Below are 16,145 nucleotides of genomic sequence, written 5' to 3' on the forward strand. Positions count from 1 at the left end.
GCGGTCAGGCGACGGCGGTCGACCTGCCGTCCTTTTGCCCGCTGGTCAGCAGCAGGCGCCGGCGGATCGCGTCTTCGATCAGAGCCAGGGATTGCTTGGCTTCGCGCGCCTCGGCTTCGGCGGCCCGGGCGCGGAATTCGGCCGCATCGAGTTGCTCCTGTTGGGACTCGATGCGCCGTCGGGCTTCCTCAAGCGCCCGCGACGCATCCCTCAATTTGCGCTCGGTGGCGGCAATGATTTCGAGCTGCGCCTGTTCGGCGGCCTCGGCGCGCGCTTCGCCGGCGCGAGCCCTGTCCTCGATGCTGCGGAACAAATCCGCCGCCTGGTAGACGAGGTCCAAGGCTTCTGTGCCCATGGCCGATGCGGGTGGTCTTGGAAATCCAAGAACGTTAGGGTCGGCCGTAAATGGCCGTTTAAATCCGCGCAGTGCCATCCAAATCAGCCCGTCGCGAGTCGGTGTATGCCAACAACTTGCGGTAGTTATAGTTAACAAATCCTTAATGTGATTGGCGCGCCGGCGCTGTCCACCGGTTTCTGATGTCGCAGCACCCAAATCGTCGGCCGGATCGGGGAATCGATCCGTCCGGCCCGCGCTTTTCTTTCGGAACGTGCTCTCCGCGCAAGCGTATCGAGACCGCAGCGCTATCAGGCGCGGTGCGCGAAGCGCGCAGCGCTGCAGCGGAGATCGATGCAGCCTCCGCGGGGCGCTGCCAGTCGGCGAGGTCTGCCGATTTGGCTGCGGGCGCGAGCCGGGCTCTATGGCATAAGTTTGACGCCTGGCTTGCTTTAATTCTCCGGTGTTGAATTGCAGGTCCATGGAGCGACCGATATACCGGGCGGCCTAAGTGGCACGCAGCGCGCTCAGAACGAGCGACGTATTCGCCACGGAAATCTGGTCGATGAAATTTCTGTTGCGGTTCTTCGGGTTCCTGTTCACCGCAGGCACCATCCTGTTCCTGGCTGGTTTGGCCGCGGTCGCAGGGCTGTTCTGGCATTTCTCCAAGGACCTGCCCGAGTATTCGCAGCTCCAGAACTACGAGCCGCCGGTGATGACCCGCGTGCACGCGGCCGACGGCTCGCTGCTCGGCGAATACGCCAAGGAGCGCAGGCTTTATCTGCCGATCCAGGCGGTGCCGAAGCTCGTGATCAACGCGTTCCTCGCCGCCGAGGACAAGAATTTCTACGAGCATGGCGGCGTCGACTACACCGGCATGGCGCGCGCCGGTGTCGCCTACATCCAGAACTTCGGTTCCAACCGGCGGCCGCAGGGCGCCTCGACGATCACCCAGCAGGTCGCCAAGAACTTCCTTTTGACCAACGAGGTGTCGTTCACCCGCAAGATCAAGGAAGCCTTGCTGGCGATGCGAATCGAGCGGGCTTACTCCAAGGACAAGATCCTCGAGCTCTATCTCAACGAAATCTATCTCGGCCTTGGCGCCTACGGCATCGCGGCGGCCTCGCTGGTGTATTTCGACAAGTCCGTCAATGAGCTGACGGTCGCGGAAGCGGCCTATCTGGCGGCGCTGCCGAAAATGCCGGCCAGCCTGCATCCGGTGCGCAACCGCGCGCGCGCCGTCGAGCGCCGCAACTACGTGATCGATCGCCTGCAGGAGAACGGCTGGATCACCGCGGCCGACGCCGACAAGGCGCGCAAGGAGCCGCTGACCGTCACCAACCGCAGCAATGGCGCGCACACCTTCGCCGGCGAATACTTCTCGGAAGAAGTCCGCCGCGACATCTTCGAGCGCTATGGCGAGAAGAAGCTCTATGAGGGCGGCCTGTCGGTGCGCACCACGCTCGATCCCAAGATCCAGGTGATGGCGCGCAAGGCCATGGTGGCTGGGCTCGTGAACTATGACGAGCAGCAGGGCTATCGCGGTGCGATCCAGAAGCTCGACCTGACCAGTGACTGGGGCGTGCCGCTCGCCGAGATCAAGTCGCTGTCCGACATCTCGCCGTGGCGGATGGCGGTGGTGCTGGAGAGCAACGACCAGTCGGCGCGGATCGGCTTCCAGCCGGGCCGCGAGCTCGGCGGCGCCATTAGCAAGCAGCGCGATACCGGCATCATCACGATGGACGGCGTGCGCTGGGCCAAGAGCAAGGGCAAGACGCCGACATCGGTGGCGCAGGTGCTGCAGCCCGGCGACGTGATCTACGCCGACCCGCTCTTCAGCAAGGACGGCCAGCGCATCGAAGGCCAGTACCGGCTGCGCCAGATCCCCGAACTGTCGGGTGCGATGGTGGCGATGGATCCGCACACCGGCCGCGTGCTGGCGATGGTCGGCGGCTTCTCGTTCGACCAGAGCCAGTTCAACCGCGCGACGCAGGCCTATCGGCAGCCCGGCTCGACCTTCAAGCCGATCGTCTATTCGTCGGCGCTCGACAACGGCTACACCGGATCGACCATGATGATCGACGCCCCGATCGAGATCGACCAGGGGCAGGGCAACATCTGGCGGCCCGAAAACTTCTCGACCGGCAAGTATCAGGGCCAGGTGACGCTGCGCAACGCGCTGCGGCTCTCGCTCAACACGGTGACCGTGCGGCTGGCGCAGGAAATCGGCATGCCGCTGATCGGCGAATATGCAAAGCGCTTCGGCGTCTATGACGAGTTGCCGAACTATCTCGCCTACGCGCTCGGCGCCGGCGAAACCACGGTGATGCGGATGGCCACGGCCTATTCGATGATCGCCAATGGCGGCGTCCGCGTGAAGCCGACCTTGATCGACCGCATCCAGGACCGCTACGGCCACACCATCTTCAAGCACGATCAGCGCGAATGTCGCGGCTGCGACGCGCCGGAGGGCTGGAAGAACCAGCCGGAGCCGCAGCTCGTCGACCGCCGCGAGCGGGTGCTCGACGCGATGTCCGCCTACCAGATCACCTCGCTGATGGAGGGCGTGATTCAGGCCGGTACCGGCACCGCGCTGAAGGACGTCGGCAAGCCGCTCGCCGGCAAGACCGGCACCTCGAACGAGGCCAAGGATCTCTGGTTCGTCGGCTTCTCGCCGGACCTCGTGGTCGGTCTCTATGTCGGCTACGACAAGCCGCGCTCGCTCGGCCGCAACGCGCAGGCCGGCCACACCGCGGCGCCGATCGCGCGCGACTTCCTCAAGCTCGCGCTGGCCGACAAGCCCGCCACCCCGTTCAAGCAGCCGGTCGGCATCCGGCTGGTCCTGGTCGATGCCAAGACCGGCCAGCGCGCCGCGCCCGGTCAGAACAGGGGCGTGGTGCTCGAAGCCTTCAAGCCGGGCCAGGCGCCGCCGGTCAATGATCCCGGGATGGTCGCCGGTACCGATGTGATCGACGGCACCCAGCAGGGCATTTCGCCGGACGCCGATCGGGCCGTGATGCGGTCAGGGACGGGCGGGCTGTACTGAGGCTTGGTGGGCAGGCCTTCGGGCCGCGATTTTCACGCCCATTCCTCGCCAACAATGCTTGCCAAGCGTGGGACCAAGCGGGTAGAAGGTCGCTCTCGCGCGGGCGCTGATTTGGCAGGCGAACCCGCTGCACCGAGATGTCCAGTCATCCAGCTAAGCTGTTGATACCACGGACTATTCTTGGGGAATGGTGTAACGGTAGCACAACAGACTCTGACTCTGTTTGTCTTGGTTCGAATCCAGGTTCCCCAGCCAATCCGCCTCGGTGGCGTGAATCAGCCTCTCAAATCCCGACGAGATTGCCGGCTGCAGCTGCCGACGGAGGTCCAGTCGTATGTGTGCCATCACGGCATGAGGGTGGATTGGTCCGGCGTAATCCACCATGGTCTCGCGCGTGTGGTCCGGCTCGTTGCACCAGAGGTTTAGGCTGATGGACGAAATTCTCTATGCCCGCGAAGCGTCGATCGGCGTCGATGAGTTCATCGAGGTGCTGCGGCAGTCGGGCCTCGGCGAGCGGCGACCGCTGGCGGATACCGACCGGATGGAGCGCATGATCGCCAATGCGAATCTGATCGTGACGGCGCGGAAGGCGGGCAAGTTGGTCGGCGTGTCGCGCGCGCTGACCGATTTCGCCTATTGCTGCTATTTGTCGGACCTTGCGGTCGATCGCGGGTACCAGGGACATGGCATCGGCAAGCGTCTGATCGCGGAAACGCGGCGCCTCGCCGGACCTGAATCGATGTGCCTGCTGTTGTCGGCGCCGGACTCGATTGGGTTCTACAAGACCATCGGCATGCCGCAGCCGGACAACGCGTTCCTCTACAAGCGGGAGCGATAACTGCGCGGCGTTACTTGATCTTGTCGTAGACCGTCGCGAAATCGGCGAGCGGCATCGGGATGGAGATGGTTTCCTTGCCGAGATTCTGGAACGACACCTTCAGCTGCTTGCCCGATTTCAGCTGGGTCAGGACATCGGCGGCGATCGGCGTATTGATGTAGCAGCCGCGCGCCTCGCAAGTCTGGATCGGCACGTCGACGGCCTTGCCGTCGTCGACCTGCAGCTTGGCGCCGACAGGCAGGTTCAATCCGAGTGGAAGCTGGATCAGCGCCACCGGCGTGCGGGTGTCGCCGGGAACGCGGATATTGACCAGCACGATGAGCTGGCCGGTCTTGGTGAGCACCGCGGTCTGTTCCATCGCGCATTCGAGCGGAGCGTCGCGGCTCGCACTGGTACAGCGCGCGACCCAGCCGGAATTGTTGGGCGCTGCTGTATCACCCTGAGGAGCCGCGGGCGCAGCTGCCGGAGTGGGCGCGTTCTTGCTCTTGGCCGTCTGGGCGTGGCCGGAGTGGGCTATGCCGAACACGGTGAACAGGACGAAGAGCGACTTTGCGACAATCTTCACGGTACCGGCTCCGAAATGGACATCTTTCGGATGTGCCGGGATGCCGGCAAAGTCAAGTCACTCGGCGGCCTCCTTGACCGATCCATGCTCGTCGTCGTCAGCATCGTGGTCGGTGCGCGGCGAGCGGCCCCAGTTGGCAAACGCGTTGGAGAGCCTGTCGAGATAGAGATAGACGACCGGCGTCGTGAACAGCGTCAGCGCCTGGCTGACGATCAGGCCGCCGACCATGGCGTAGCCGAGCGGCTGGCGGATTTCCGAGCCGGTGCCGGTCCCTAGCATCAGCGGCACGCCGCCGAGCAAAGCGGCCATCGTCGTCATCATGATCGGGCGGAAGCGGAGCAGGGCGGCCTGGCGGATCGCCGCCACCGGCTCCATGTGCTGGTCGCGCTCGGCCGCGATCGCGAAGTCGACCATCATGATGCCGTTCTTCTTCACGATGCCGATCAACAGGATGATGCCGATCAGCGCGATCAGCGAGAAGTCGAAGCCGGCCGCCATCAGGATCGCGAGCGCGCCGACGCCGGCCGACGGCAGCGTCGACAGAATCGTGATCGGGTGGATGTAGCTCTCATAGAGAATGCCGAGGATCAGGTAGACGACCACGAGCGCCGCGAGGATCAACAGCGGGACGGTCGACAGCGATTGCTGGAACGCCTGCGCGGTACCCTGGAAGCTCGAGCTCAGTGTCGGCGGCGCGCCAAGGTCGACCATCGCCTTCTGCACCGCTTCCGTCGCCTGGCCGAGCGCAACACCCTGCGCCAGGTTGAACGAGATGGTGATCGCCGGGAACTGGCCCTGGTGGCTGATCGAGAGCGGCCGTACCGGCACGCTGGTCCAGGTCGCGAAGGTCGAGATCGGCACCTGTTCGCCGGTCAGCGGAGACTTGATGTAGATCTTGTTCAGCGTGTCGATCGCGCCCTGGAGCTCCGGCAACACCTCGAGGATGACGTGGTAGCTGTTGAGCTGGGTGAAGTACTGCGTCACCTGGCGCTGGCCGAACGAGTCATAGAGCGTGTCGTCGATCAGCTGCGGCTGGATGCCATAGCGCGAGGCGGTGTCGCGGTTGATCTTCAATTCGAGCGTGGTGCCGTTGGTCTGCTGGTCGGTGGCGACGTCGCGCAGCTGCGGCAGCGTCTGCATCTTGCCGAGAATCTTCGGCGCCCATTCGTTCAATTCGGCGAGGTTGGCATCCTGCAGCGTGAATTCGAACTGGGTGCGGGTCGGGCGGCCGCCGAGGCGGACGTCCTGCGCCGCCTGCATGAACAGCCGGGCACCCTCGACCTTCTCCAGCTTCGGCCGCAGCCGGGCGATGACCTGCTGCGCGTTGGCGTCGCGATCCTTCAGCGGCTTCAGCGTGATGTACATCGCGCCGTTGTTGCCGGCGCGGCCGCTGCCGCCGATCGCCATCGCCACCGTCGCCACCGCGGGATCCTGCTGCACGATCTTGCCGAGTTCCTCCTGCTTCCGCTTCATGTCGGCGAAGGAGATGTCCTGGTTGGCTTCCGAGGTCGCGGTGATCAGGCCGACGTCCTGCTGCGGGAAGAAGCCCTTCGGGATGACGACGAACAGGTAGACTGACAGCGCCAGCGTCCCGAAGAAGATCATCAACGTCGTGAACTTCCAGCGCAAAGCGAGGTCGAGCACGCTCTGATAGCCGCGCAGCATGGCGTCGAAGCCGCGCTCGCTGAGCTGGTAGAACCGGCCGTGCTTCTCGTCATTGTGGGCGCGCAGGAAGCGCGAGGCCATCATCGGGGTCAGCGTCAGCGACACGAACATCGAGACGAAGATGGTCATCGCGAGCACGACCGCGAATTCGCGGAACAGGCGGCCGATGATGCCGCCCATCAGCAGCAGCGGGATCAGCACCGCGACCAGCGAGATGCTGATCGAAACGATGGTGAAGCCGATTTCCTGCGAGCCCTTGAAGGCGGCAGCCATCGGCTTCTCGCCCTCTTCGATGTAGCGGCTGATGTTCTCCAGCATCACGATGGCGTCGTCGACCACGAAGCCGACCGCGATCGTCAGTGCCATCAGCGACAGATTGTCGAGCGTGTAGCCGAACACCCACATCAACGCGCAGGCGCCGAGCAGCGCCAATGGCACCGTGACTGTCGGGATCACGGTCGCCCAGAAACTGCGCAGGAAGACGAAGATCACCATCACGACCAGGAAAATGGTCAGCAGCAGGGTGAACTGGACGTCCTCGACCGCCGCGCGGATCGTGGTGGTGCGGTCGCTGATGACGTCGATCTTGATCGCCGGCGGGATCGCGGCGACCAGCCGGGGCAGCGTCGCCTTGATCTTGTCGACGGTGTCGATGACGTTGGCGCCGGGCTGCTTGAAGATGACGAGGAATACGCCGCGCTTGCCGTTGGCCCAGGCGGCCTGCTTGGCGTCCTCGGGCCCGGTGACGGCCTGGCCGATGTCACGGATCCGCAGCGGCCCGCCATTGCGGTAGGCGATGATGACGTCGTTCCACGGGCTCGCCGTCAGCAACTGGTCGTTGGCGTAGATGGTGTAGGCGCGGGTGGCGCCGTCGATATTGCCCTTCGGACTGTCGACGGTGGCGATGTTGATCGCGGCGCGGACGTCCTCCAGCGACAGGCCCTTGGCGACGAGCTTGGCGGGGTCGATCTGGACGCGAACCGACGGCTTCTGCTGGCCGCCGATGATGACCTGCGCAACGCCCGAGATCTGGCTGATCTGCTGCGCCAGCTGGGCGTCGACGGCATCGCTGACCGTCGTCAGCGGCAGCGTGTCCGATGTCGCCGACAGCAGCATGATCGGCGAGTCCGCCGGGTTGACCTTGCGGTAGGTCGGCGGCGAGGGAAGGGTTTTCGGCAACTGGCCGCTGGCCGCGTTGATGGCGGCCTGCACGTCGTTGGCGGCGCCGTCGATGCTGCGGTTGAGGTCGAACTGGATGGTGACCGCCGCCGTGCCGAGATAGCTGGTCGAGGTCATCTGCGCGATGCCGGGGATCTGCGCGAACTGGCGTTCCAGCGGCTGGGCGACCGATGTCGCCATCGTTTCCGGGCTGGCGCCGGGCAGGGTCGCGGTGATCTGGATGGTGGGGAAGTCGACCTGCGGCAGCGGCGCGACCGGCAGCAGGGGATAGGCGACGAGACCGACGAACAGGATGCCCGCCATCAGCAGCGAGGTGCCGATGGGGAAACGAATGAATGGTGCGGAAATTCCGGCGCCGACGCTCATTCCTGCGCAACCTTCGACTGGGACGGATCCGAGCTCGCCACCGCCGTTGTCACCAGGGTTCCCGGCGAGACCTTGTACTGGCCCGCGGTGATCACCTGCTGTCCCGGCGACAGGCCCTCGTCGATCACCGACTTGCCGTCGATCGACTGACTGACCTTGATCTTGCGAAGCTCGGCCTTGTTCTCCTGATTGACTGAATACGCGTAGAGGCCATCGGTGCCATGCTGCACCGCGTCATCCGGGACGACGGTGGCATCCTTCAAGGTTCTGACCAGAAGGCGGGTCGAGACCGACTGGCCCGGCCACAGCGCGTGGTCCTTGTTATCAAACACCGCCTTCAGCCGGACAGTCCCGCTTGACGTGTCGACCTGATTGTTGATCAGCGCCAGGGTTCCCGTGGATAGCACCCGCTTGCCGTCGGTGGTCAGGGCAATGGTCTTGGGCGGCGCCACGGCCAGCGCCGCCTTGATATCCGGCAGCTGGTCTTCCGGCGCGGTGAAGATCACCGTGATCGGCTCGATCTGGGTGATCGTGACAATGCCAGTCTGGGCCGAGGCATTGACGATGTTGCCGATATCGACCAGTCGCAGGCCGACAATGCCGTCGATCGGGGACTTGACGGTGGTGTAGTCCACCTGGGTCTGGGCGTTGAAGATGGCGGCCTCGTCAGCCGAGATCTGGGCGGTCAGCTGCGCCACCGTGGAGCGCTGGGTGTCGAGCTGCTGGCGTGTCGCGAACTCGCCGAGCCTGGTGGTGCGCTGCAGGTCGAGATTGGCGTTGGCGAGATTGGCTTCGTCCTGGGCCTTCTTGGCCTTGGCCTGGTCGAGCGTTGCCTGATAGGGCCGCGGATCGATCTCGACCAGCGTGTCCCCGGCCTTGACGAACTGGCCTTCCTTGAAAGCGATCCTGGTGATCTGGCCGTCGACCCGGGTGCGGACCTGGACGGTGTTGAATGCCTGCACGGTGCCGAGACCCGTGAGATAGACCGGGAAGTCGGCTTTCTCGACCGGCGAGATCTTGACCGGGACGGCCGGGCGTTGGGCGGAGCGCTTCTGGGCGGCTTCGATCGCCTGCTGGTTGCTCGTGTGTTTCTGCCAGCCGAAATAACCGGCGGCGCCGACCGCAGCGATCACTAAAACCCAACCGATGGTGCGTGACTTTGACATACGGACTCTTGGGTTCGACGTAACAATAAAGGCTGATCGAAACGGTTCACAGAGCTTGCGGATATAATATGCGTGCACTTAATGTGTAAACACACCAAGGCTTGAGAATCCTAAACATTTGGAAAGGTTTAGGTCAGAAACGAGCAGAAACAATTCGCCTGGGAAACGCACCGAGGACCCCTATGTCGCTCGATCTCAAACGCCAGTTTATCGCGCAGCTTGTCGAGAGTTCCCGGCTGCTGCGCAATTATATCGATCATCGCGCCAAGGCGCGAGGCACCACGCGTGCGCAATGGATCGTGCTCTTCCGCCTGCGCGAGCAGGAGGGACTTTCCCAGGTCGATCTCGCCGACGTCCTCGAATTGCAACCGATCTCGCTGGTGCGGCTGCTCGACCGCCTCGTCGAGCATGGCCTGCTCGAACGCCGGCCCGATCCCAGGGATCGCCGTGCCAATCGCCTGTTCCTGACCCGGAGCGGGCGTCGTCTCGTCGACGATCTCGACAGTTTGCGCGACGCGATCGCCGGCGACGTGTTGCGCGACGTCTCCGACAAGCACGTCGAAAGCGGCCTCGCCACGCTGCGCGAGGTCAAGGATCGCATCAAGGCGCTCGGCGAGGAGGCGGAGCGCATCGCTGCGAAATAGCGCATCTCATCGCGCGCAGATTCCTTCGCTTTATCCATTCACCCGTTGCAGCGTGCCGGTTGAATCGTCGCGGGATGTCGTTCATATCGCGCGGCAACGATGCGAGAGGACGAGGGCTGCGATGGATGAGTTGAACGGGCGCATGATGGCATGCCAGATCCTGGTCACCGGATTGATCGCGCGCGTCGCCAACGAGCAGCGGGATCCGCTGCGCTTTCTCACCGACTTCCGCGACGAGATCAAAGCGGTCGTCAACGGCGTCAACATCGCCGGCCTCGAGAACAGCGACCGCGTGCGGCAGGTCGCGCAGCGGACGATCGACGAGCTGTTTTCGCTGATGAAGCCGCCAGGCGCCGAGTAATCGCGTGGACGCATGGACAGCGCCCGCAAGCCGCGATCAATGACGGGCAGCTCTGATTTAGAACGATTATTAGAACGCTTAAAAACTTTACTTTAGAACGATTTCAAACCGTAGATTAGAATCGCTTTGAATTGGGGCGATTCAAGCCGACTGTTGCGCTCACCGCATTGATAAAAAAGGTCACGCTCGATAACCGATGGAGACAGTTCGTCGCAGCTTCATTTCGCGAACGAGCTGATTTTTCTGGGGCGAGCAAGACATGAGCAATGTGAAGGCGCCGAGATCGCTGCGCTTCGATGCAGCGATCGGTTCGGCTGATGACACCGGTTATTCCGCCACGAAGGTCTCCGCAGTCGCGAGCCTAATCGCGGTGGCGTCGTTTTCGGGGGCCGAAGCGCAGCAATCCAACCTGCCGCCGGTGAATGTCGATGCCCCGGTCGCTCGCCCGCGGCCCGTGACGTCAAAGCCCACGTCGGACCAGGTCCGCGCCCGCAACGCGCTGCGCCGCGCCGCGCGCCGCAACAACCAGCAAGCACTGCAGGCGCCGGTGCCGTTTCCCAACGCCGGCGGTCTTCCCGCCGACCGCGATCCGTACGCGGATCCGGCCGCGCCGTACAAGGGCGACCGTTTGCAGTCGTCCGGGAAATATCCCGAGCCGATCCTGAACACGCCGAAATCGGTCACGGTGCTGACCAAGGACGTGCTCGAAGACAAGAACGCCACCTCGCTGAAGTCGGCGATCCTGTCGACGGCCGGCGTCACGCTCGGCACGGGCGAGGGCGGCAATGCCTTCGGCGACCGCTTCTTCATCCGCGGTTTCGATGCGCGCAACGACATCTTCATCGACGGCGTGCGCGACTCCGGCGTCAGCGTCCGCGAGAACTTCTTCACCGAGCAGGTCGAGATCCTGCGCGGCCCGGGCTCGTCCTTTGCCGGCCGCGGCACCACCGGCGGCGCGATCAACATCGTCACCAAGCAGGCGACGACGCAGAACAGCTTCTACAACATGGACACCACGTTCGGCACCGATCGCACCAAGCGCGTGACGCTCGACGTCAACCAGGTGATCAGCCCGACGCTGGCGATCCGCGCCGGCGGCCTGTTCCAGGATGCCGGCGTCGCCGGCCGCAGCTATGTCACCGACGACCGCAACGGCGCGTTCGTCGCCGGAACATGGAAGCCGGTTGATGCGGTGAAGATCACCGGCAACTACATCCACACTGAACTGACCGGACTCCCGGATTTCGGCGTGCCGTATTACCGGCCGAGCACCGCGAGCACGGCCGGCGGCCCGTTCCCGGATTTCGGCGTCAACCGCAACAATTGGTACGGCTTCGTCAACCGCGACTTCTTCAGGACCGGGCAGGACATCGGCACCATCAACGCCGAAGTGCAGATCACGCCGGACCTCGTGGTCAGCAACAAGATCCGGGAATCGCGTTCGACCCAGAACTACATCGGCACGCTGCCGGAAGCGCCGACGCTTGCCGCCGGCGCTCCGTTCACGGCGTATACGCTGAGCGCCAATCCGCAAAGCCGCTACCAGGTCACCGACGTGTTCGCCAACCAGACCGAGGCGACCTACAAATCGGTCGACGGCCTCGGCTTCAAGCACACGACGACGGCCGGCGTCGAATACGACAACGAGCGGTCCTCGATCGACAGATATCTCGGCCTGAGCTCGGAAATAACGACCGGCACATCGGCTTTCACGGGAAGCGGATCGCTCTCCGGCGTCAGCGTGTTCAATCCGCAATACACCAACATTCCGTTCCCGATTCCGTCGGGGTTGTCCGGGATGCCGACCAAGATCGGGATCGACACCACCAGCGGCTACATCATGGATACCGCGAACTATAATGACTTCGTGATCCTCAATGGCGGCATCCGCTACGACGACTACAAGATCAACACGTCAGGATATCTGACGTCGGGCAATAGGACCACATTCGGCAGTCAGTCGGCTGACTTCGGGATGCCGAACTTCAACCTCGGCCTTACCTTGAAGCCGCTGCCGAACGGCAGCGTCTATGCGGCCTATGCGACCTCGTCGAACCCTGTCGGCGCCGAGTTCGACGGTACCAGCACTGCGTATGGCGGCCTGTCTCCGGTGTTGAACGGCGGCAATACCCAGATTTTCGGGCCGGAAAAGAACAAGGCGATCGAAGTCGGCACCAAGTGGGAATTGTTCGATCGTCATCTGCTGGTGACGGCGGCGCTGTTCCAGACCGAGAAGGAAAATGCGCGCGAATCGCAGAACGTGAACAACGCAACCGCGGCCGCGGCGCTCGGCTGCTCCTATCCGACCGGGACGACCGGCAATATTTCCTGCATCACCGCGGGCGCGGCCTACCGCATCCGCGGCATCGATCTCGGTGTCGGCGGCAAGATCACCGACAAATGGAGCGTGTTCGGCGGTCTCGTGCTGATGCAGTCGGCAGTGACGAGGTCGCTGGCGCCGCCGGCCAACACCATCCTGTACTCCAGCAATGTCGGACTGCCGCTCGCCAACGTCGCGCACCAGTCGTTCAGCATGCTGACCAAGTATCAGCTCACCGACATGTGGGAGCTTGGCGGGCAGGCGGTGTATCGCTCGAAGGTCTATGGCGGCACGCTGCTGGCGGCCAACCAGGGTACCTCGATCCCGAGCTACTGGCGCTTCGACGCCTTTGCCGAAGCAAAGATCGACAAGCACTGGACGATGAAGCTGTTCGTCAACAACATCTTCGACAAGCGCTACTACGACGCGCTGTACCAGAGCGCGGCGCCGTTCGTGCTCGAAGCGCCGGGACGCGCCGCGTATCTGGTTGTTTCTGCGCGTTACTGACGGAGGCTTCGCGGCACGAGATGCTGATCTGTGTTCCCAACGTATTGAGCAAGGCTGATGTGGCGGACTTCCGCCGCATCATGGCGCAAGCCGAATGGGAGGACGGCCGCTCGACCGCCGGCGCCGCGTCCGCGATGGTCAAGCGCAACGAGCAGCTGCCGCCCGACAGCGAGGTCGGGCGGCAGCTCGGCAATCGCATTTTGTCGGCGCTGTCGGCGAGCCCGCGCTTCATCTCGGCGGCGATCCCGCTTAGAATCTTTCCACCCTTGTTCAACCGCTATGCCGCCAGCGACGGGCACCATTTCGGCCTGCACGTCGACAATGCGGTGCGCGGCGACAGGCTGACCGGCATGAGGATCCGCACCGACCTCTCGGTCACGCTGTTTTTATCGGAGCCGGAGGACTACGACGGCGGCGAGCTCGTCATCGAAGACCTCTACGGATCCCATGAAATCAAGCTGCCGGCGGGCGATCTCGTAGTTTATCCTGCTTCCAGTTTGCATCTGGTCACGCCGGTCACGCGGGGGACCCGGGTAGCGTCTTTTTTCTGGCTGCAGAGCATGGTACGGGATGCACACGCGCGCAGTCTGATCTTTGATCTCGATACCGCGATCCAGGCTCTGGTGGAGCGGCTGGGGCGCGATGACCCCGAAACGGTCAAATTGACCGGGATTTATCACAACCTGATCCGTCACTGGGCTGAAGTGTAACTGATGATGACATTCAAGTTCCCCGCTGCATCCGCCATGATCGCCTCGCTGGCGATGCTGATGCTGGCCGCGCCGTCTTCGGCGCAGCAGCAAACGGCGCCTGTAGCGCAGCCTGCTCCCGTGACCCGGCCTCAGCCCGCACCCGCGGCCCAGCCGGCGGCAGCCCAGCCTGCGGCGGCTGCCCAGGCCGCGCCGGTGGCCGCCCAGCCGGCACAAGCGGCGCCGCAGGCTCAGGCCGCGCCGGCCCCTGCGGTGGCGGCTCCGGCACCGACGGCGAACGAGGCGTCCCTGGCTGCGCCCGCGAGCGGCGACAGCAAGTCGCTGAAGTCGACCTCGACCGGCCTGCACGAATTGTCGCCGTGGAATATGTTCTTGAACGCCGACATCATCGTGAAGGCGGTGATGCTCGGTCTCGCTTTCGCGTCGCTCGTGACCTGGACCGTATTCATCGCCAAGATGGTCGAGCTGACGGTAGCGCAGCGCAAGCTGCGCGGCGCGCTGGCCAAGATCGCTGAATCGCGCTCGCTGGCCGAAGCGCAGTTCGCGCTCGGTGCCAAGGGCAGCGTGCTGTCGTCATTCATCGCAGCTGCGATGCGGGAGGGGCGCCTGTCGGCGGGCATCTCGAGCGACAGCGGCATCAAGGAGCGCGCGGCGTCGAGCTTCGCCGAGATCGTGCGCGCCGAAGCCCGCAAGATCCGCATCGGCATGGGCCTGCTCGCGACCATCGGCGCGACGTCGCCCTTCGTCGGCCTGTTCGGCACCGTCTGGGGCATCATGAACAGCTTCATCGGCATTTCGAAGTCGCAGACGACCAACCTTGCCGTGGTGGCGCCGGGCATTGCGGAAGCGCTGCTCGCGACCGCGATCGGCCTCGTCGCGGCGATCCCCGCGGTCATCATCTACAACCATTTCTCGCGCGTCACGAAGGTCTATCTCGAGCTGGTCAACCGCGCCTCGGGTGCCGCAGGACGGCTGTTGTCGCGCGATCTCGACCGCACCCATGGCGACGTTCCGCGCAACGCGCATGCGCGCGCCGCGGCGGCGGAGTAGGCGATGGCAGTCTCGATCTCCGAGAACGATGGCGACGACGATTTCGCGGAATCCCACGAGATCAACGTCACGCCGTTCATCGACGTCATGCTGGTGCTGCTGATCATCTTCATGGTGGCAGCACCGCTCTCGACCGTCGATCTTCCGATCGATCTGCCGACCTCCAGCGCGACGCCGCAGAAGAAGCCGGACAAGCCGACCTATCTCAGCATCAAGCCGGATCTGACGCTGGCGATCGGGGAGAACGCGGTGAAGCGCGTCGACCTGGTCAATTCGCTGGATGCCGTGCCCGACATGACCCGGGACAAATACGTGTTCCTGCGGGCTGATCGGATGGTACCCTATGGCGAGCTGATGGGCGTGATGGAGCTGCTGCGCGCCGGCGGCTACACGCACGTGAAGCTGGTCGCGCTCGAGGGCGTTCCGGGAGCGCCCGCGGCGGCGCAGGCCGATCCTGCCAAACCCTGACGGCGAACGCGATGTCCACCAACCCCGATCTCGATCTGCGGACCTCGAAGCGGCTCTGGGTGATCGCTGCCGTGACGGCAGTCGGGATGCATCTGGGCGGTGCCGCGCTGGCGCTGACCAATTTGCGCGGCGACGACGGCGACGAGGGGCTCGGCGCTGCCGGCGCGGAGTACGCCGTCGAGCTGGCTTCCGCGGATGCGACCGAGGAGGCCCTACCGCCCGGACCGCTGGCTGACGAGCAGCAGGCTGTGCAGGAAATGGCGCAGCAGAAGGCCGAGGTGAAGGACACCGACCTGCCTCAGGAAAAGCCGGTGGAGTCCGACGACCCCGATCGCATCGTGACGGAAGACACTGCCAAGAAGCAGAAGGAGGAGGAGGCCAAGGTCGCCAAGGTCGAGACCAACGCGCAGGAAGCGCAGCAGGCCTCGGAGGCGGCCGCGCCGACCAAGCTGGAGGACGCGCGTCAGTCGGAAACCACCAAGGCACCCAACCCAGGCATCGGCAAGGACAAGCTGCTGCTGACCGCTAAGTGGGGCAAGAAGATCAGCGCCTATCTCGACCTGCACAAGAAATTCCCGGAGAAGGGCAAGGCCAAGGAGGCCAAGGTGAAGGTCGCCCTGGTGCTGAATCGTCTGGGCAAGGTGCTGTCGGTTGCCGTGCTGGAATCGTCCGGAGATGCCGCCTTTGACGACGCGGCGATCTCGATGGTCCACCGGTCCGATCCGGTCCCGGCGCCGCCGGCCGACCTGACCGACGATCAGTTCTCCTTCAGCCTCGACGTCAATTACAACAAGCCGAAGAAGTAGCGAGCCGCGGCTGCCTGCGATCAGACGCCGGTGTCATTCCGGGGCGCGACAAGTCGCGAACCCGGAAATCATTTCTCCATTGAATGAGCCGCTGGTCGATTCCTGATTCGCCGTTTCACG

At 64.1% G+C, this 16,145-nt stretch carries 13 protein-coding genes and 1 tRNA gene; 10 read left to right on the plus strand and 4 right to left on the minus strand.

Annotated elements, in window-relative coordinates:
• Positions 1-4 precede the first annotated feature (4 nt).
• Positions 5-340, minus strand: a complete 336-nt coding sequence (locus ACVIHF_RS10700) for a hypothetical protein (RefSeq protein WP_456792026.1) — start codon at positions 338-340, stop codon at positions 5-7.
• A gap of 559 nt (positions 341-899) precedes the next feature.
• Between ACVIHF_RS10700 and ACVIHF_RS10705 the strand changes: the two genes are divergently transcribed.
• The 3 genes from ACVIHF_RS10705 (at position 900) to ACVIHF_RS10715 (ending at position 4,218) form a co-directional block, all read left to right on the plus strand.
• Positions 900-3,380, plus strand: a complete 2,481-nt coding sequence (locus ACVIHF_RS10705; RefSeq protein ID WP_456780868.1) for a penicillin-binding protein 1A — start codon at positions 900-902, stop codon at positions 3,378-3,380.
• Positions 3,381-3,561: 181 nt separating this feature from the next.
• A tRNA-Gln gene (locus ACVIHF_RS10710) sits at positions 3,562-3,635 on the plus strand.
• 175 nt (positions 3,636-3,810) lie between these two features.
• Positions 3,811-4,218 carry a GNAT family N-acetyltransferase gene (locus tag ACVIHF_RS10715; RefSeq protein ID WP_018271115.1) on the plus strand — a complete coding sequence of 136 codons (408 nt, stop codon included), beginning with the start codon at positions 3,811-3,813 and terminating at the stop codon, positions 4,216-4,218.
• A 10-nt stretch (positions 4,219-4,228) separates the two neighbouring features.
• On the opposite strand, the gene ACVIHF_RS10720 is transcribed toward ACVIHF_RS10715, so the two are convergent.
• Genes ACVIHF_RS10720 through ACVIHF_RS10730 form a run of 3 tightly spaced genes read right to left on the minus strand, consistent with a single transcriptional unit; the run spans position 4,229 to position 9,159 of the window.
• Complete coding sequence (locus tag ACVIHF_RS10720; RefSeq protein ID WP_253609144.1) at positions 4,229-4,783, minus strand: invasion associated locus B family protein; 555 nt, start codon at positions 4,781-4,783, stop codon at positions 4,229-4,231.
• Between the two features lie 57 nt (positions 4,784-4,840).
• Positions 4,841-7,993: an efflux RND transporter permease subunit gene (locus ACVIHF_RS10725; protein ID WP_456792027.1), complete on the minus strand. Its 3,153-nt coding sequence runs from the start codon at positions 7,991-7,993 to the stop codon at positions 4,841-4,843.
• Positions 7,990-9,159: an efflux RND transporter periplasmic adaptor subunit gene (locus ACVIHF_RS10730; protein ID WP_253609143.1), complete on the minus strand. Its 1,170-nt coding sequence runs from the start codon at positions 9,157-9,159 to the stop codon at positions 7,990-7,992. Before ACVIHF_RS10730 ends, ACVIHF_RS10725 begins: the two co-directional genes overlap by 4 nt.
• Positions 9,160-9,341: 182 nt before the next feature.
• Here ACVIHF_RS10730 and ACVIHF_RS10735 point away from each other — a divergent pair, with 182 nt between their 5' ends.
• The 7 genes from ACVIHF_RS10735 to ACVIHF_RS10765 all read left to right on the plus strand — a co-directional run bounded on the left by ACVIHF_RS10735 (position 9,342) and on the right by ACVIHF_RS10765 (position 16,025).
• On the plus strand, positions 9,342-9,803 hold the full coding sequence (locus tag ACVIHF_RS10735; RefSeq protein WP_016841339.1) for a MarR family winged helix-turn-helix transcriptional regulator: 462 nt from the start codon (positions 9,342-9,344) through the stop codon (positions 9,801-9,803).
• Between the two features lie 121 nt (positions 9,804-9,924).
• Complete coding sequence (locus ACVIHF_RS10740) at positions 9,925-10,164, plus strand: hypothetical protein (RefSeq protein WP_456780865.1); 240 nt, start codon at positions 9,925-9,927, stop codon at positions 10,162-10,164.
• Positions 10,165-10,423: 259 nt separating this feature from the next.
• Positions 10,424-12,991, plus strand: a complete 2,568-nt coding sequence (locus tag ACVIHF_RS10745) for a TonB-dependent receptor (RefSeq protein ID WP_253609142.1) — start codon at positions 10,424-10,426, stop codon at positions 12,989-12,991.
• A gap of 20 nt (positions 12,992-13,011) precedes the next feature.
• Positions 13,012-13,701: a Fe2+-dependent dioxygenase gene (locus ACVIHF_RS10750; RefSeq protein ID WP_253609141.1), complete on the plus strand. Its 690-nt coding sequence runs from the start codon at positions 13,012-13,014 to the stop codon at positions 13,699-13,701.
• Between the two features lie 3 nt (positions 13,702-13,704).
• Positions 13,705-14,751: a tonB-system energizer ExbB gene (exbB, locus tag ACVIHF_RS10755; protein WP_253609140.1), complete on the plus strand. Its 1,047-nt coding sequence runs from the start codon at positions 13,705-13,707 to the stop codon at positions 14,749-14,751.
• A gap of 3 nt (positions 14,752-14,754) precedes the next feature.
• Positions 14,755-15,219 (plus strand): TonB system transport protein ExbD, encoded by a 465-nt coding sequence (gene exbD / locus ACVIHF_RS10760; RefSeq protein ID WP_076826519.1) that lies wholly within the window; start codon positions 14,755-14,757, stop codon positions 15,217-15,219.
• An 11-nt stretch (positions 15,220-15,230) separates the two neighbouring features.
• A complete protein-coding gene (locus tag ACVIHF_RS10765; RefSeq protein ID WP_253609139.1) occupies positions 15,231-16,025 on the plus strand; it encodes a TonB family protein in 795 nt (264 codons plus the stop codon).
• Positions 16,026-16,145: the final 120 nt, after the last annotated feature.

Source organism: Bradyrhizobium sp. USDA 4506, from assembly GCF_054058795.1.